This window comes from Eubacterium barkeri (assembly GCF_900107125.1).
Classification (GTDB): Bacteria; Bacillota; Clostridia; order Eubacteriales; family Eubacteriaceae; genus Eubacterium_O; species Eubacterium_O barkeri.
The window spans coordinates 1-18,369 of sequence record NZ_FNOU01000003.1; the positions used below are offsets into that span (position 1 = coordinate 1).

The 18,369-nt window shown below is 49.2% G+C and carries 14 protein-coding genes; 2 read left to right on the top strand and 12 right to left on the bottom strand.

Features of this window, described 5'->3' with window-relative positions; genetic code table 11:
• Positions 1-135 precede the first annotated feature (135 nt).
• Positions 136-465, top strand: coding sequence for a DUF1622 domain-containing protein (locus BLU30_RS02610; RefSeq protein ID WP_090243192.1), 330 nt, complete (start codon positions 136-138; stop codon positions 463-465).
• 64 nt (positions 466-529) lie between these two features.
• Here BLU30_RS02610 and mnmA read toward each other — a convergent pair whose 3' ends face one another.
• From mnmA to BLU30_RS02630, 4 genes are read right to left on the bottom strand one after another with little or no spacing between them, the layout of a single operon-like run.
• Positions 530-1,609, bottom strand: coding sequence for a tRNA 2-thiouridine(34) synthase MnmA (mnmA, locus tag BLU30_RS02615; RefSeq protein ID WP_090243194.1), 1,080 nt, complete (start codon positions 1,607-1,609; stop codon positions 530-532).
• A 9-nt stretch (positions 1,610-1,618) separates the two neighbouring features.
• Positions 1,619-2,815, bottom strand: a complete 1,197-nt coding sequence (locus BLU30_RS02620; protein WP_090243196.1) for an FprA family A-type flavoprotein — start codon at positions 2,813-2,815, stop codon at positions 1,619-1,621.
• Positions 2,816-2,831: 16 nt separating this feature from the next.
• On the bottom strand, positions 2,832-3,452 hold the full coding sequence (locus BLU30_RS02625; protein WP_090243198.1) for a DUF308 domain-containing protein: 621 nt from the start codon (positions 3,450-3,452) through the stop codon (positions 2,832-2,834).
• 10 nt (positions 3,453-3,462) lie between these two features.
• Positions 3,463-3,909, bottom strand: a complete 447-nt coding sequence (locus BLU30_RS02630; protein ID WP_090243200.1) for a C-GCAxxG-C-C family protein — start codon at positions 3,907-3,909, stop codon at positions 3,463-3,465.
• A 137-nt stretch (positions 3,910-4,046) separates the two neighbouring features.
• Between BLU30_RS02630 and pepD the strand changes: the two genes are divergently transcribed.
• A complete protein-coding gene (gene pepD, locus BLU30_RS02635) occupies positions 4,047-5,501 on the top strand; it encodes a beta-Ala-His dipeptidase (protein WP_090243201.1) in 1,455 nt (484 codons plus the stop codon).
• Positions 5,502-5,788: 287 nt separating this feature from the next.
• Here pepD and BLU30_RS02640 read toward each other — a convergent pair whose 3' ends face one another.
• The 8 genes from BLU30_RS02640 to BLU30_RS02675 form a co-directional block, all read right to left on the bottom strand.
• Positions 5,789-8,152, bottom strand: a complete 2,364-nt coding sequence (locus BLU30_RS02640) for a homocysteine S-methyltransferase family protein (RefSeq protein ID WP_090243202.1) — start codon at positions 8,150-8,152, stop codon at positions 5,789-5,791.
• Between the two features lie 152 nt (positions 8,153-8,304).
• Entirely contained in the window at positions 8,305-9,414 is a 1,110-nt protein-coding gene (locus BLU30_RS02645) for a DUF8173 domain-containing protein (protein WP_090243204.1), read from the bottom strand.
• Positions 9,415-9,528: 114 nt separating this feature from the next.
• Complete coding sequence (locus BLU30_RS02650; RefSeq protein WP_143024193.1) at positions 9,529-10,383, bottom strand: DMT family transporter; 855 nt, start codon at positions 10,381-10,383, stop codon at positions 9,529-9,531.
• 127 nt (positions 10,384-10,510) lie between these two features.
• Entirely contained in the window at positions 10,511-11,599 is a 1,089-nt protein-coding gene (gene prfB / locus BLU30_RS02655; RefSeq protein WP_090243208.1) for a peptide chain release factor 2, read from the bottom strand.
• 41 nt (positions 11,600-11,640) lie between these two features.
• Complete coding sequence (gene secA, locus BLU30_RS02660) at positions 11,641-14,145, bottom strand: preprotein translocase subunit SecA (RefSeq protein WP_090243210.1); 2,505 nt, start codon at positions 14,143-14,145, stop codon at positions 11,641-11,643.
• A gap of 115 nt (positions 14,146-14,260) precedes the next feature.
• Complete coding sequence (locus tag BLU30_RS02665; RefSeq protein WP_090243212.1) at positions 14,261-16,045, bottom strand: DUF5317 domain-containing protein; 1,785 nt, start codon at positions 16,043-16,045, stop codon at positions 14,261-14,263.
• Positions 16,046-16,243: 198 nt separating this feature from the next.
• Complete coding sequence (hpf, locus tag BLU30_RS02670) at positions 16,244-16,777, bottom strand: ribosome hibernation-promoting factor, HPF/YfiA family (protein ID WP_090243214.1); 534 nt, start codon at positions 16,775-16,777, stop codon at positions 16,244-16,246.
• Positions 16,778-17,184: 407 nt separating this feature from the next.
• Positions 17,185-18,363, bottom strand: a complete 1,179-nt coding sequence (locus BLU30_RS02675) for a sugar diacid recognition domain-containing protein (protein ID WP_090243216.1) — start codon at positions 18,361-18,363, stop codon at positions 17,185-17,187.
• Positions 18,364-18,369 lie beyond the last annotated feature (6 nt).

Sequence of the window (18,369 nt, forward strand, 5' to 3'; positions counted from 1 at the left end):
TGGCGTTAGCGAACGGCGAACGATAAGCAGGCTAATACAAAATTTCATAAAATATTCCAAATTCTAATCTTTATTTTATGAAATTTTGTAGACGCTCCCCGTGAGCGTTAGCAAATAGCGAAAGGAGGTTCCCCCATGGAAATCCTGCAAACCATCCTCGACACCGCCGTGGAATACGGCATTTACTTTTTTGAATGTATCGGTGTAATTGTTCTGATTATTGCTGGAATTCGGGGCGTCATCGGGTATGCTAAAAAATGCCCCTATGTGCGCCTCAATCTGGCCAAGGGCATGGCCATGGCCCTGGAATTCAAGCTAGGTGCTGAAATCCTCCGCACCGTAGTGGTCAGAGAGTGGCCGGAGCTCATCATCGTAGGGGGCATCATCCTCCTTCGGGCTGCCCTGACCTTTCTCATCCATTGGGAAATTAAGAATGAAGAAGAAGAAAAAAAAGGTACCGGATGATCTTCTCACAAAGAATCCGGTACCTTTTTTAAAACCTTTTTCACAGCCTTTTCTACGCATTATCCTAAATCATTTCAATGGTATCGATGGTCCCTCCACCCAGGCAGACCTCGCCCTGGTACAGGACGACCTCCTGCCCTGGGGTTACGGCCCGCTGGGGCTTATCAAAATCAATATGCAGTCCCCCGTCTGCCTTGACAGTGACCTGTACACCCTGATCGGGCTGCCGATAGCGGAACTTAGCAGTACAGCTAAAAAATCCTGCTGGGGCCTGACCGAAAACCCAGCTCATATCCGATGCCTCCAGGGACTTTGAATACAGCGCCGCATCGTGATCCCCCTGGACCACGTAAAGCACATTATTCTCCAAATCCTTTTGCACCACAAACCAGGGCTCACCGGTTCCCTGACCGCCAATCCCCAGCCCCTTCCGCTGGCCCAGGGTATAGTACATCAGGCCATTATGGTGACCCTTCACATTCCCCTGCAAATCGCAGATATCCCCGGGCTTGGCCGGTAAATACTGACTTAAGAACTGGGTGAAATTCCGCTCTCCAATAAAGCAGATCCCCGTGCTATCCTTTTTTCCTGCCGTTATCAGATTGTTCTCCTCGGCGATGCGGCGTACCTCCGCCTTATCCAGATACCCGATGGGGAACAGGGTCCGGGCCAGCTGAGCCTGGCCCAGCTGACAGAGGAAATAGGTCTGGTCCTTATTGCCATCCACTGCCCGAAGCAGCCGATAGGTCCCATCCGCCTTGTCAATCTGAGCATAGTGCCCGGTGGCCAGGTATTCTCCCCCCACCACCTTTAAGGCGTATTCTAAAAAGGCCTTAAACTTAATTTCCTTATTACACAGCACATCGGGGTTGGGGGTCCGTCCCTTCTCGTACTCCTCCAAAAAATAAGAGAACACCCGATCGTAGTATTCCCGGGTAAAATTGACGGTATAATAGGGGATTCCAATGGTCTCACAGACCCGGGCCACATCCTCGTAATCCGCTGTAGCGGTACAAACCCCATCCCCATCCTTTTCTTCCCAGTTCTTCATAAATACGCCGACGACGTCGTGGCCCTGCTCCTTTAAAAGCAAGGCCGCCACCGATGAATCGACGCCGCCGGACATCCCAACAACAATTCTCATGGAGCCTCCCTAGGCCCTTTCCAGCTTTAGAAAGTTCGCCACGGACTGGGCCAGCTCCTTCAGGGCTGCCTCATCCTCAGCATCCGCCCATCCCTGAACGCTGACGGTCTGACCAACATGGACGCCCCCAGCCTCTGCCGCAAAAGCCGCAAAGGGCTTTTCTGCGCCACCGCTCCAGCTATAACCGGTAAAGATTCCCAGCGCATGGTTTTGCAGCTTATTCCCCGCCAGCTTATAAAGCACCGTCGCCATTTTGGGGAAAAGCTGGCCATAATAAGCGGGAGCACCTAAAAGAAGCCCCTTATACCGCCAGATATCCGACAGAATGTAGGATAAATCCGTTACGGCCACATCGTAAAGCTTGACCGTTTCCACACCGGCATTGCCTAAATACTCTGCTAAAAGCTCAGCGCTGTGCTTCGTATTCCCATACATACTGCCATAGGCAATAACCACACCATTTTCCGTTTCAGCATTGGCCATACGGGTGTATAAATCTAAAATATACCCGGGGTTTTCCCGCCACACCAGGCCATGGGAAGGACAGATGGTCTTAATTTCCAAGCCTCCCAGCTTTTTAAGGGCCTTAGCCGCAGGCAGGCGTACCTTCCCGATGATACAGGCAAAATAACGATAAATCTCATCCACAAAATTCTCAACAATATTTTCATCATCAAAAATAACGCCATCGGTGGCTTTAAAGCTCCCAAAAACATCCATGGAAAACAGAACCTTGTCCTTCTGATCATAGGTCACCATGGATTCCGGCCAGTGGACCATGGGTGTCATATGGAAGCTCAGGCAATGGGCCCCCAGCTCCAGAGTATCCCCATCGGCGACGACCTGGATACCATCTTCAATTCCATAGAAATTCTTCAGCATCGGCAGGGCTTTTTGGTTAGCCACAATGGTCACCTCGGGATAAGCCGCCCGCAGCTCGGAAATCCCACTGGAATGATCGGGTTCCATATGGTTCACCACAAGATAGTTCACAGGCTTATCCCCAATAATGGCTTTTATTTTCTCCAAGTAGGTTTCGCATTCAAAATCCTTAACCGCATCAATCACGGCCACTTTTTCATCGTTGATGACGTAAGCATTGTAACTAATACCATGATCCAAGGGCCAAAGGCCTTCAAACAACTCCGTTTGGTGGTCATCCACCCCTACCCATGAAATGTCTTGTGTTATTTTTTGCGTGTTCATAAAATGTCCTTTCACTCTATTCTACTTTATAATCCGTAAATCCTGCATTGGCCGCCTGAATCTGCTTCAAGGCCTTGTGCATACTCAGGGAACGGGTAATGGTAAAAATCCCCATAAGCCCTAGTAACACCCCGAGAATCAGCAGAAAGACAGCGGCAAAACCAACGGGATTCCAAAAGGCAAAAAATCCGAAAGCTGCCAATAAAATCCCTAAAATAACCATAATCGCCTTCCACCAGCCCTCGGTTCGAAACCCAATGGCGGTAACGGTAATCCCAATAGTAATGGAAAAAAAGCCAACGATCATGGAAAAGAAGGTCAAAATAAGGCCGGGCATCAGCAAAAACATCCCTCCGATCAAAAGGTCAAGGATTCCCCGTCCCACTGAAAATCCGCCATCCACCCCAAAGCGTGCTTTGTAAATAAAATGGCAGAGGATGTAGGTCAGCCCCATGGCCACCCGATAAATCCCAAAGGCCATCACCAGAATGGGCAGGGTAACCCCTGGCCAGAAAAGGGTGAGGCCCCCCAACACCAGCAGACCGATCCCCTCGATGAGCATCATCCACCACTTGCCATAGGCTTTTTCCAATAACAGCATCCCCAAAGAGGGCGCGTCTGCATTACGATTTTCCATAACGGACCTCCTATGCGTCCTTTCTCTGTCCCTCTAAAAGGGCAATCACCTCTTGAAGAACTTTAAAGCTTCGCTCCTTCACCGGATTGCAAGCAGTCACTTCATCCCGATGAAGGGCCTTAATGGTCTCACAATCCATCCCTCCAAATTCTTTGGTGAAGGCATCCACCAGAAGCTTTGCTCCCTGCTGTACCTTTTCCTGGGTACTGGGGCGGTCCTCGGCGTACTTGGCACTGAGGGCTGCCAGAGCCCCGATAAAGGCCCCACAGGTCTTTCCGGAATAAAATCCCCCGCCAAAGCCTGTCATTAGCTTAAAATCTTTTTCTGAAAGGCCCAGGTTGTATTCTGCATTGGCAGTCCGCAGCAGTACCTCCGCGCAATTCATATGAAAAAGAGGCTGTCGCTCCACCGGTTGATCTTTTCCAAAATTGTTATAAACATCGATATATCGTACCATATCATTTCCTCCATACGTATATTAACCTTATTATAATACAAGAAGGGCAATGTTTACCAATAAATCTTAAGCTTTTAACCAATAACAAAGAATAAAACGGTATACTAAAACAATAAAAAAAGAAATGAGGCAAAATTATGGAAAAAATACTTGCCGGTTTGACGCCGAAAGACGTTTTTGAACAATTCGAAGCCATTTGTGGGATTCCCCACGGCTCCTATCATACCCATGCCATCGCCGACTATTGTGAAGCCTATGCAAAGGCCAAGGGCTTAAGCTGTCTTCGGGATTCGGCCAATAATCTGATCATCACGGTACCAGCCTGCCCTGGTTATGAGGACAGTGCCCCGGTGATCTTCCAGGGACACATGGACATGGTCTGTGAAAAAACGCCGGATTCCACCTTTGATTTTGATACAGATGGCCTGAAGCTGGTAGTGGAGGATGGTTATATCCATGCCACGGATACCACCCTCGGCGGGGATGACGGCATCGCCATCGCCATGGGACTGGCTCTGATGGCGGATTCCAGCATCCCCCATCCCAAACTGTACCTTGTCTTTACCACCGATGAAGAGGTGGGAATGGGCGGTGCCACAGCCCTGGATTTATCCCCGATAGCCGATGCCACTTCCATGATTAACATGGATTCTGAGGAAGAGGGCATTTTCATTACCGGATGTGCCGGTGGTGCCTTTGCCCTCTGCTCCTATCCCCTACGGTGCACCAAGGCCAAGGGTCTGTGCACCACCATCAAAGTATCCGGGCTGGCCGGTGGCCACTCCGGTACTGCCATCCAGTATTTTGGAACCAACGCCAATGTCCTCCTGGGGCAAATTCTCTTCCAGCTCAGCAAAACCCTGGATTACAGCATTATCCGTTTAAATGGCGGGAGCAAGGATAATGCCATTCCCCGGGAAGCCCAGGCTGATATTCTCATTGGCCCCAATGAAAAAGCTCTGATCACTGAAAAAATTGCGGAGCTGGCCGCCACCTTCACCCGAATCACCGGGAGTATCGACAGACAACTGTCCATTACCGCCGAATTTGGGGATATCCGGGAATATGAGGTCTTTGGCCGGGATTCTGAAGAGCTGGCCATTTTTGTCCTAATGAACAGCCCCAATGGTGTCATGTCCATGAACCATATCCAGAAAGGTCTGGTGGATACCTCCCTCAATCTGGGAATCATGCGCACCGACGGCGATTGTCTGAGCTTAAGCTTTGCTGTCCGGAGCAATCAAACCGCCTCCCGGGAATTCCTGACAGACCGCCTTTGTGCCTTTACCCGATACCTCGGGGGCACCGCCTCAGTTTCCGGTGTCTATCCTCCCTGGGAGTATCGCACGGATTCCCCCCTGCGGGACCTGGCAGTGGCCAAATATACCGAAATCTACGGTAAGCCCCCTGTGGTGGAAACCATCCACGCCGGTTTAGAATGCGGGATTATTGCGAGCAAGCTTCCGGATTTAGACATCCTGGCCATGGGCCCGGATATCCTGGATATCCACACCACCGAGGAACGTATGGAGATTGCCTCTGTACAGCGAACCTGGAAATTTTTGCTGGCTATCCTCAAATCCCTGAAATAAAAAAGAGACAAGGTGTCCTGCATGAGGATTCCTTGTCTTTATTATTTTTTGCCTCAAACCAGCAGTGCCATGAAAAGCCCCAAGAAGCCCACCATCCCAATGCCAAGCAGTTTATCATATTTCATCATGGTCACCATCCTTTTAAGTTTAGACATAGTATAACCAAGAAATACAAACTGAGTATGTCGAAAGCGTAATATTTTTTGATACAAATTCAAATAAACTATTGCCAATGTAACAAGCCCTTCCTTTTTTGTTACATTGGATACACGTCCTTCAATTCTCCTCTATTCTCCAAAGACCATTCTTGCAATTTCCACTCCGGCCCGGGCATCCTTACCGTAATAGTCTGCCCCGATGGCCTGGGCATATTCCGGGTTAAGAACAGCCCCTCCCACCATAACCTTGACCTGGGGACACTGGGACCGCAGCAGGGCAATGGTGGTTTCCATATTCTTCACGGTGGTGGTCATTAAAGCGCTAAGGCCTACCAGACGGATATCATTCTGGGCTACGGCTGCTGCAATGGTTTGGGCTTCCACGTCCTTACCCAGATCCACCACCTGATAACCGTAGTTTTCTAAAATAACCTTGAGAATGTTCTTTCCAATATCGTGAACATCGCCCTTAACCGTAGCCAGGAGGATGGTGCCCTTAACAACCTGCCCCTCCTGGCCAAGCTGCTCTTTGATGACGGCAAAGGCATTCTGAACCGTTTCCGCCGCAAAAATCAGATTGGGCAGGAAGGCCTCTCCCGTTTCAAAGGCCTTCCCCACCTGGTCCAATCCAGGAATCAGGTGGTCATTAACCACCACCATGGGCTCTAATTTCTCCAAAAGCCTTCGGGTGGCGGTTGCGGCCTCGTCCTTACGCCCCTCCACTACGATGGTGGTGAGATCTGGCTGTTCTGTTTCCAGAGAGGCGGTTTTCGCCTCCGTCTTCCGGTTCTGGCTGTCCCGAATATATTCAAAGCAGTTTTCATCCAACCCGTTCAGGGCCCGGGTGGCGGCAATGGCCTCCATCATCCCGGCGTCACCAGGGTTTAAAATGGGGGTGTTTAGCCCTGCCTCCATGGCCATCACCAGGAAGGTCTTATTGATAAGCTCCCGGTTGGGTAGGCCAAAGGAAATATTGCTGACTCCCAGCACTGTGGGGACACCGAAGCGGCGGCCCACTGCCGACACAGCGTCCAGAGTGGACCGGACCCGGTCCTGCTGGGCGGAAGCGGTTAGGCACAGGCAATCAATGAGGATATCGGATTGGGGGATTCCCACTGCCTGGGCGGCAGTGATCATTTTCTCAGCGATGGCGATGCGCTGGTCCGCCGTTTCAGGGAGCCCGCCATCATCCAGGGTAAGGCCCAGGACACAGGCCCCATATTTCTTGGCCAGGGGCAGGATGGCCTCCAGGGAGGCGTCCTCCCCATTGACGGAATTGATAATGGGCTTGCCGTTGCAGCTGCGCAGCGCAGCTTCCAGCACTTCAGGGTCAGTGCTGTCAATCTGCAGGGGAACATCCACAATCTGGCTGACGGCCTCTACCGCCTGGGCCATCATGGCCACCTCATCGATTTCCGGCAATCCCATGTTAAGATCCAATATATGGGCCCCCTGATGGACCTGGGCCAAGGCCAGCTTCTTCACCACCGACAGGCCTCCGGCCCGGAGGTCTTCTTTTAGCGGGGCACTGGCGCTGGGATTGATACACTCCCCAATGACCCGGATATCTTCTCCCAGGACCAAGGTCCCGGTGGCTGTGGCCACCCGGGTCTGGGGCTTTCCCTTGGGGGGTATCAGGGGAATGGCAGCCGTTGCTTCAATGGTTTTTTGAATATATTCTGGGGTCGTTCCGCAGCATCCCCCCAGAATGGTCCCCCCAGCCCTGGCAATCCGGGCCATAATCCCTGCAAATTCATGGGGGGTGATGTCATAATGGGTCTCTCCTGCCACCATCCGGGGAAGCCCTGCATTGGGCTGAACCACTAAGGGCAGGCGGGTGACATCCAATAGGGCCTCGATGATCGGGAGCATGCGGTCCGGTCCAGTGGAGCAGTTAATGCCTATGGCATCCACCCCCAGGGCTTCCAAAATGGTCACCACCGTCAGGGGATCTGAACCCGTCAGGGTCCGGCCATTCTCCTCATAAGTCATGGAGGTAATAATGGGCAAGGCACAGCTTTCCTTGGCCGCCAGTACAGCTGCCCGGGCTTCGTAAATATCCGTCATAGTTTCAATGAGGATTAAATCCACCCCGGCAGCTGCTCCGGCGGTAATGGTCTCCTTGAAAATAGCCACAGCCTCTTCGAAGGGTACATCCCCCAGGGCTCCAATAAGAGCCCCGATGGGACCGACATCCAGAGCAACGAAATCCGGTTTCTGGTCCCGGGCAATGGCCACCGCCGCCTGAACCAAAGTCTCCACAGATAGATTACTGCCCCGAAGCTTATAGCGATTAGCCCCAAAGGTATTGGTCACCAGGATATTGGACCCAGCGGCCACATATTCTCCCTGGATTTCCCCTATAATCTCGGGATGGGTGAGGTTCAAAGTCTCGGGGATGGTGGGAATATCCGCCACCCGCTGTTGGATGAGGCTGCCCATTCCACCGTCCAGATAAAGCCGCTGTTGTTTTAAACATTCTTTAAAATTCATTGTTATGATCACCACTATCTTTGAATTTCGATTTTAATTGAATTTTTTCCGCTTACAAAAAAGCCACTTCGATTCAATGAAGTGGCTTTTAAGTATAACAAATCCGCATTGTGTATACAAGCTTTTTCTAAAAAACATCCTTCAATTGCCCATCATTCCTGGACTTCCGGTTGAGACTTCATCTGACGCCAAACCACCTGGACAAGCCACCCAAAGGTATACATCATGGCGGCAAAGGAAACCAAGCCGCTGATGAAGGGAATGATCTTCACCAGACTCAGAACCCCAGCCCCTAAAAGGGAGGCTCCCCAGATATTCCACTTCGGAAGAACCAGCCGACCCAAAGAAGCCCCGGCAAAGGCGATGGAAATCATCCCCACCGCCGCAGTAAACAGGGCGAGGATGCCGACAATGGGCAAACCAATAAAAGTGATGCAGAGTAAAATCAGGCACAGGGGTAAAGACAATAACGCGACTAAGCCGGAGACCCACAAAGGAATGGGACGGTTGACCATCATGGATTTTGCATCCTCCAATCCCCGACTGAGAACCAAGCACAGCAGTGCGGCAATGGCCAGGTTGGCCACGAGCCAATACCCGGTGGCGCTTACACGTCTTGCAATGACACTCCCCACCGAAGGTTTTGCCGTGGCTGTTTCTGTCTGGGGCTTAGTATACTGCAAATCCCCCACCACAGCCGTTGCGGCAATCTCAGGCTTTTGAGGGGCTTCCACCCTTAGAGTCCCCGTAACCTTGGCATTTGGCCCCAGAGAAACTTTCTCCGCCGAGATCAAGGCATCGCCCTTGATCTCGCCATTAATGACAACCCTTTCCCCATAAAACTGACCCCCCCGGCATTCGCCATCCAGGGTGATGTTATTCCCCGCAGCGTAAATCCCCGAGGCCTTGGTCCCGGCACCCAACTCGATGCCGTATCCTGCAACAGTGATGTTCGCCCCTGCTGTTGCATTTTCAATCACAATATTCTGTCCAGCCGCCCGGATACTGCCTCCCGTTGTCGTACCGCTGATATTGATGCTTTGACCAATGATAAAGGCATCGGCACCAATACTGGCATTTTTCAGGGTCAGGCTTTGACCGGTCCAAAAATAATCCTTTTCGATTTGAATCCCACTCTCCTGGGATGTGCCGCTAAAGGTATTCCCCGCCGTGTCCGTTTCTGATTCTGCTAAAACTGTTGGTAATAATCCAAGCAGAGCAACTGCCACCACTATGACGATGGTACACATTCTTTTTTTCAACGCCTCGTCCTCCTTCTGAAATTCCATTCGGTCTTTCTTTAAGATTATTGTATGTCCATACCCCCAACTTGTCAAGAAGCCCTGTAAACCTTATCCAAAAGATTTAGTAATGTTTCAGGTTCCCCGAAGCTCATTAAAGAGAGTAAACCCTAAAATCATCGCTCCTCCTAAAATCTGGACCCCCGTAATGGGTTCCCCCAAGAGGGTAACTGAAACAATAACCGCCACCAGAGGATCAAAATAGCTGGTAATGGCCACCTCCTGGCCGGTCATTTTGTCGAGGCAAATGAAGTACACACAGTAGGCAATTCCCGTGTACAGCACCCCCAGGATCATCAGGCACACCCATCCCAGCAGATCCAGAGACCCTGCCTGGAACCCAGCGGTGATCCCAACATAAGTCACCAACACCGCCAGGGCGATAGCGAATTCAATGAGGGTACGGTCAATACCTGTGGTCCGGGTGACAAACTTATTCACCAAAACGATCACTGCATAAAACACAGCAGCAATGAGGGCACAGGCAATCCCCAGATTGGTGGATGGCCCAGTATTCCCACTAACGCGGATAATCAGCACCAGCCCCAGGGTCGCCGCCACAAAGCAGACCACCCGTTGGAGAGTGGGATGCTCCTTTAACAGGAAGCAGCTCCCTACCATCACCAGGGTCGGCGCAAAATAGTAGGTCAGCGTGGCGATGGAAATGGTGGTGTACTGAAAGGATTTAAAAAAGAAAATCCAATCTCCAGCCAAAGCGACACCGCCAATGACCATGAGGAGCATTTCTCCTTTGATCCTCCCCCAGGGAATTTTCTGTCGCGTCACCAGCTTATAAACTGCCACCGTTACTACAGCGATGAGTGCCCGCCACATGGCCAGCTCCGGGGCTGGCAGTGCAATATGCCGAACCAATATCCCCATACTTCCAAACAAGGCCATTACGGCCATCATTGCTATTTTTTGTTTCAATCAAACCTCCTGACTTGTCTGTTTTACACATCGATCACTTAAAATCCTGGGTAAGTCCTTAAAATACAAAAACGCTGCCCTTCTGGAACAGCGCAATTTTTATACTTTTTATTTTAGATGATTGCCCCTACATCTGCTGCAAATAAGCATTCATAAACTGATCCAGATCCCCATCCATCACCGATTGGATATTACCAACCTCCACGCTGGTGCGGTGGTCCTTGACCAGATTGTAGGGGTGGAAAACATAAGACCGGATTTGGGATCCCCAGGCGATTTGGCTGTAGTCCCCCACGATATCCTCCAGCTTTTCCTTCTGCTCCTGCTCCATGATTTCCACCAGCTTGGATTTCAGCATATTCATGGCTACATCCTTGTTTTGATGCTGGGAGCGTTCGTTCTGGCACTGAACCACCACCCCGGTGGGCATATGGGTGATCCGGATGGCTGAGGAGGTCTTATTAACATGCTGTCCCCCAGCACCGCTGGCCCGATAGGTATCCACCCGAATATCATCTGGGTTGATTTCAATTTCCACACTATCGTCTACCTCTGGGGTAACATCCAGGGAGGCAAAAGAGGTGTGGCGCCGTCCAGAAGAATCAAAGGGTGAGATCCGAACCAAGCGATGGACCCCCCGTTCCGTTTTCAGGTAGCCATAGGCATTAATCCCCTCAATGAGAAGGGTGACGCTTTTAATCCCCGCCACATCCCCGGGCTGTAAATCCAGGGTTTTGACCTTATATCCCTTGGATTCAGCCCATCGGGTGTACATCCGAAGGAGCATCTCCGCCCAATCGTTGGATTCTGTTCCACCGGCACCGGGATGGAGGGAGATAATGGCGTTGTTACTGTCGTACTCCCCAGCTAAAAGGGTTTCCAGCTTGAACTGTTCCAGTTTTTCACCATAGGCAGACAGGGTGTCTGGCAGTTCATCCATCGCCTCACCCTCCTCCGCCAGCTCAAACATGACCATGATATCGTCCAGGTCATCCTTTAGGCTATCGTATTGGCCCTTCTTCATCCGAAGGATTTTTTGTTCTTTAAGCACCTTTTGGGCACGTTGCTGGTCATTCCAGAAATCCGGAGCCTCCGTGATGCTGCTTAATTCGTCAATACGGGCCGATAGAGCGGGTAAATCCAGGGATCCCCCCAGCTCACCCAGCTGCTTATCCATTTCGGTGGCCCGCTGCCGACATTCATATAAGTCGATCAAAGTTGTTTCCTTTCTTATCACCCCTGCCAAGCCCTTCGGGTTTAAGCCCCACAGCAGTTTTTATACTTCTTACCGCTGCCGCAGGGGCAGGGTTCATTGCGGCCAATTTTTTTCTTGTGGACAGTCTGCTGCTTCTCTTCACCCTGGATTTGGGCTTCATTGGTCTGGGCATTACTTAGATCAACAGCACTCCGGCTCTGAGCCTTGGGGGCTACCTTGATCTGTACATTGTAAATATATCGAACGGTATCCTCCTGGATACGCTGAATCATATCCTCAAACATGGCAAAGCCTTCGTTCGTGTATTCCTTAACGGGGTCGTTTTGGCCATAGGCCCGCAGTCCGATCCCCTGCTTGAGCTGGTCCATATTGTCAATATGCTCCATCCAGGCGGCATCCACACAACGCAGCAGCACCATCCGTTCCAGGTTCTGCATTTCTGCATCCCCCAGTATATCGATTTTTTCTTTATAGTTCTTTTTGCATAAATCCAGAATCATCCCCTGGATATCGTCCCGACTCATTCCAGACTCAAAGGTCATGGCACCCTCTGGGATAAAGGCATTTTCAAAATAAGCCTTCAGCCCTTCAATGTCCCAGTCCTCAAAATAATCACCGGTGTTGGTGTACATCTGAACATAGCTGGCAACCATATCCTCGGTCATCTTCCAGATTTGCTCGTGCATATCCTGTCCATCGATAACCTGCTGGCGCTGTTCGTAGATAATTTCACGTTGCCGGTTCATGACGTTATCATATTGGAGGACGCTTTTCCGGATATCAAAGTTACGGGCTTCAACCTTTTTCTGGGCACTTTCAATCCCCCGGGTAAGCATTTTATTTTCGATGGGCGTTTCCTCATCCATGCCCAGGCCTTCAACCATCCCCTGGATTCGCTCGGAGCCAAAAACCCGCATGAGGTCATCCTCCAGGGAAACGAAGAATTGGGAGGATCCCGGGTCGCCCTGACGGCCAGAACGGCCACGGAGCTGATTATCGATCCGGCGGGATTCATGGCGCTCAGTCCCGATGATGTGCAGACCTCCCAGATCCGGGACACCTTCCCCCAGAACGATATCCGTCCCACGTCCGGCCATATTGGTGGAAATGGTCACTGCCCCCATTTGTCCGGCACTGGTTACAATTTCCGCTTCCTTTTCAAGGTATTTAGCATTTAACACATTGTGACGAATGCCTTCTTTTTTCAGATACTTGCTGAGAAGCTCTGACTTTTCAATGGAAATGGTCCCAATCAAAATAGGCTGCCCGGTTTGGTGACGTTCTTTTACCTCCTGGGCTACCGCTTTAAATTTGCCAATTTCACTCTTGTAGACCAGGTCGTTCATATCCGTCCGAGCCATGGGTTTATTGGTGGGGATGGTGACGACGTTGAGATTGTAGATGGTGCTGAATTCCTCTTCCTCAGTTTTAGCCGTACCCGTCATCCCAGACAGCTTATTAAACATCCTGAAATAGTTTTGGAAGGTAATGGTGGCCAGGGTTTTGGATTCCCGATTGACCTTGACGTTTTCCTTGGCTTCGATAGCCTGGTGAAGGCCATTGGAATAGCGACGGCCGGGCATCAAACGTCCGGTAAATTCATCAACGATGATGATTTCACCCTCCTTGACCACATAATCCACATCCCGGGTCATCAACACATTGGCATGGAGGGCCTGGTTGACATTGTGGGTGATTTCCATGTTTTCCACATCTGCCAGGTTTTCCAGGTTAAAGTATTTTTCCGCCTTGGCGATCCCGGTTTCGGTGAGCATGACGGCTTTCATCTTCTCATCTTTTTCGTAATCGTCACTTTTTAGACTTTTGGCAAAGAGATCCGCCACCTTGTAAAGCTGGGTACTTTTGTCTCCACTCCCGGAAATGATCAAAGGGGTTCGGGCTTCATCCACCAAAACGGAGTCCACTTCATCGATGATGGCATAATTCAGCTCACGCTGAACCTGTTGGGCTTTCTCACCCACCATATTATCCCTCAGGTAGTCGAAGCCGAATTCATTATTCGTCCCATAAGTGATGTCAGCATTGTAAGCTTCGATTTTTTCTTCAAAAGATAAGCCATGGACCACCAGACCCACCTTCAGTCCCAGAAATTCATGGATCTTCCCCATCCATTGGCTATCACGGGTGGCCAGATAATCATTGACTGTGACGATATAGACCCCTTTTCCCTCCAGAGCGTTGAGATAAGCCGGAAGGGTAGAAACCAAGGTTTTCCCTTCACCGGTTTTCATTTCAGCGATATCCCCATTGTGAAGAACCATCCCCCCTAATAGCTGTACAGGGAAATGCCGCATGTTCACTGTTCGATCTGCGGCTTCCCGCACCGTGGCAAAAGCCTCCACCAAGAGGTCATCCAGGGTTTCACCAGCAGCCAGTCGCTCCTTGAAGCGTACCGTTTGGTTTTTGAGGTCTTCATCGCTCATAGCTTTATATTGATTCTCTAAGGCGAGAACCTGATCAACCACCTTTTGGTGGCGCTTAACTTCTTTTTTACTTGGATCAAATAACGAATCTAAAAATCCCAATGTGTTCACTCCATTTCTTTATTCTTCGATTTCAATTATACTATACCACGTCCTTGCCTTTATGGGCTTACGTTTAAAAAGGGACTGTTTCTTTTCCAGTCCCTTCATTCCTTCATTATTGCTTCTTTTTACGCCAAAATGCAACTTTACGGCCATCGATTTCGATTTCGACCTTTTCAAATCCAGCGCGTTCCCGCTCCTGGTCTGCCGAGGATTTCACTTTTTCCTCGGATACCTGCGCTTCGACCTGGCGCACCGCCTGAGTATCGATCCGATTGGTCTGGAACTTGGTTGACACAGCTTCTTCCCCACAATCCGGAGAAGCATTATCCCATTTCTGGGCCATTTCATCCCGGGTCATCTTCTTTCGCTCTGGCTCTGCCTGAACTCTGGTAACTTCTTCATTCCCCACGGTGGCGGGCTCAGTTCCCGGCTTTTTACGATTTCGTTTTCGCTGTTGGTTTTCTTCAGCAACCTGGTGCCAAATGTTCATCATTTCTTCTGTAGATCTGCCAGTACTCACTTGCTCATCTCCCCTGTTATTCAATGTTGAGTAAGGATTCATCTTACGAACCCCTCGCCCACTGCTACTACTGTATGTGCTGCGTTGGACTTCCCTTGGATTCCATTTTGGTGCGTCCTGGATTATGATATCCGACGCAGCCTCAATCGTTGGAATTTCCTTTGCTACCGACTCTTCCAGTTCATCCATCTCAAAGTTCACCGGCTGTCCCACTGGTGTTTTGACAAAAATAGGCTCTAATTCATCATCCAAACCACCGGGTGGAATAATGGGTTTATTTTCCTCCTCCTTTTGCTTTTCAGCATAGAAGGACTGGGTGAAAAAGCCTGTCGATGTGGCGCTTTTTTCTTCTTTCTTAACCCCTTCGTGATCAATACTTCCTAAATGGTTGAGAGCCGTAAAAACGCGGGTATCTGAATCCTCTGAAGCCTCCTGGGGATTTCCAATGCCATCTAAAGCACTTTGACGGATTTCATCAATCATATCTGGTGTTAATTTGGGTATGATTTCTGTTAAATCCTCTTCTTCCTCTAAAGCCCCATCAAAGTTCCCACTTTCCTCAAAGAGATCGGATCCATTTCCGGAAAGGGGTGTCGTTTCCTGCCACATATCACGGGTATTAAAGGTCTCTTCTTCAAATAATTCCGGTGAATCTTCCGCGAAAAAATCATCCATTTCATATTCCTGTGTTCCAAACAAGCGATCGTCCATTTCATCTTCCCCTATTGTATTTCTATTATGTGATGGCGGTAGGATATAATCATCCGTCCCAAATTCCAAATCATTTTCAAAGGGTGACGCAGGAGCCTTGGCACGACTCATGGCGTATTGGACCCAGCCAATGAGGCCGACCATAATAATGATGGTCCCAACACTTAATCCGGAAGCCCCTCCATACAAAGAAGTGACCGTTCCAAGGGCCGGAATGCGAAGATAATCCCCCAGAAACCAAAGGGTCGTGGTGGTTTGGTCCATCAGAGTATATACGCCATTCATTCCCTGGGATATCGTCCCTGCTAAACCACTGGACAGCCCATCAACAATACTCTGGGCAACGGGCATCTTCCCCCCATTGATGAAGATGACAACAAAGTTTGCCGTTGTTCCCACCGCAATAAGGATGGTCCAAAAATCGTCTAAGTTGAAGACGAACATAATCAATACGAGGATGTAGCTGATAAAATTAATAATGGGCAAGAATGCGTCAATGGCTGAAATACCGCCGGTGTAATAATAAAGATGCAGCGCGACCTGCAAGATCACTCCAATTAGACCCAATGGCCACAATGAAATTTTCTTCGCCGTAATGCCCTGGATCCTCCCACCCCGGATGAATCCGATTAACAGCCCGATAATGATTGCAAATAAGATGAACATAATTTACCCCATTCTTCAGAGAAGAAGATGAAATTTGCATCGTCTCTCTATTTTTCAGTATTTCGTTTCCTTAATGTATCAGAATAATTTTAAATCAAATGCCTGTCCATGTCAACAAAACACCCGCTAAAAGGCGAATTTTAACGGGTGTTTTCAGTCATTTTAAATTATTTCAGGTAAACTTAAACTAAATTCTGCTTATGCGATGGGCTCAATCAGGCCGAAGTTTCCATCCTTACGCATATACACGACATTGACATCCTCTGTCTCCGCATTAAGGAAAACAAAGAAATCATGGCCCAGAAGTTCCATTTGCATGGTGGCTTCCTCAACAGACATCGGCTTTACAGCAAATTTTTTTGTGCGAACAACCTTTGGCGCAGACTGTTCATAGCTTTCATCCACCTCTAATTCATCAAAATTGAATTTTGTTGGTTCATTGGCATAACGTTTTTGTAGTTTTGTTTTATGCTTTCTGAGCTGCCCCTCCAGTTTATCCACGACTTCTTCAATGGCGCCCATCATATCTTCTCCCCGTTCCTCAGCCCGGAGGATGGTTCTGCCCATTGGAATGGTGACCTCTAACATCTGGTCATTCCGCTCTTTGCTAAAAGTGGCATACACCTCAGTGTCTTGACCGAAGTACCGGTCAAATTTGTCAAACTTCTTTTTAAGCGCCTCTTTTAAACCTTCTGATACATGCATATTTTTGCCATAAATTGTGAATTTCATAGTAGATACTCCTTTCAAAAGGTCTTACCCCGATGGCAACGCTTTCTCCATCAGATTATGCTTTGATTATAGCATATTACCTTAAAAAAAGCACGGGTTTGTTTCCCTTCCTTCTTCTCTTTTTCTGTTCGTTCAAGCGCAAAAAAAGAGCTGCGCACTTTTTAGTGCAACAGCCCCATCCCGTCTGACCTGGTTTTTTCCCCCACACCCGCCAGCTGGAAGTTTAGCTCTGTGTTCAACATCACAACTCCTTCTCTCGATTGCTCGGCTGGACTTACATCTAGGCCGCACTATGATCAGCCTCCACATTTTGGGTGGCCTTACGTGGATCGTTTTGCCTGCGACTGGCATCGACTTTCAACCACAGACCCGGGATACTTTCATTATATTGAATGGCTTTCCAAGTGTCAAGGTTTGGGGGTTACTTTCTTTTTCACTTTTTCCTGGCGCCCTTTAAAATAATGGTGAATAAGCAGGCGCATCAGTATAATATGATTCGGTGAATTTTTTAAATGAAGCCCCATGGCCTGACAAAGCTTATTTTTACGGAATAAGACCGTATTCTTATGGACGAAAAGCTGTTCCGCCGTCTTTTGAATATTATCATTTTCCAGAAGATAAGCCATGGTCATCATGGCATCCTCCATGCCATGATTAAATGCCTTTTTAATCCGTCCAAGGTAGGCATCTAATACTTCTTCTTTATAGATTTGCGATAAGGATTCATAAAAAACGGCCGTCAATTCACGGTGTGTAAAGTAAATCGCCTCTTTGGGGCAAATAAAAGGGATTTTCATAAGCCTTAGTGCATCATCAAAGGATTGACGGTACCCAGTAATACCCGGATAATGATTCCCTACATAAAGCTTAATCGGGTCCGGGTACTGCCCATTATAGCAGTCTTTGATGCCGTCTAAATAACGCTGAACCTCTCCCTCAATGGTCCAGGGTTCTACCCCTGTGATGGTTTTAAAAACAAGGACACCACCACCTTTAAGGACTTGGGAAATATCCTGCTTGGTATGTCTTCCACTGCTTTTAATGAGGTTTAAAAATATCTCGTCTGACACTGTTGGCAGGGGAGAAAAAACGCAGGCAACGCGTTCCAGACCCATATCGTAAGCCATCCGCTTCCCCAGGGCAATGATCTCACCCTCTGAAATATGGGGCGTTTCATTGAGCAATGCCGTGATAAAAAAATCCTTCTCGTTAATGTGCTGATAAAAACGACGCATGGACTCATCCTGACTAAGGATCAGTTCCGCACTCATTTTAACCAACTTCCCAATATTTCGAACACACTCCGGATCCCCGGTGATGCCCACCACACCGATAACCTGCTTCCGGCTGTCTAAAATCGGAAGATTAATCCCTGCTCTCACTCCCTGGAGGGCACTGGCCTGGTCTGCTGTTACCTCCAACACCCGACCACAACGAATGACCTCCAGGGCAATTTCATGGAAGCTACCCAGGCGCTCCTTGCTGCCACTGCCGATGATTACGCCCTCAGCGTTCATGACATTAATATTATAACCCAGGCCGCTCATGACCTCATCCGCTATTTTCTGTGCAATTCGCTGATCCAAGATATC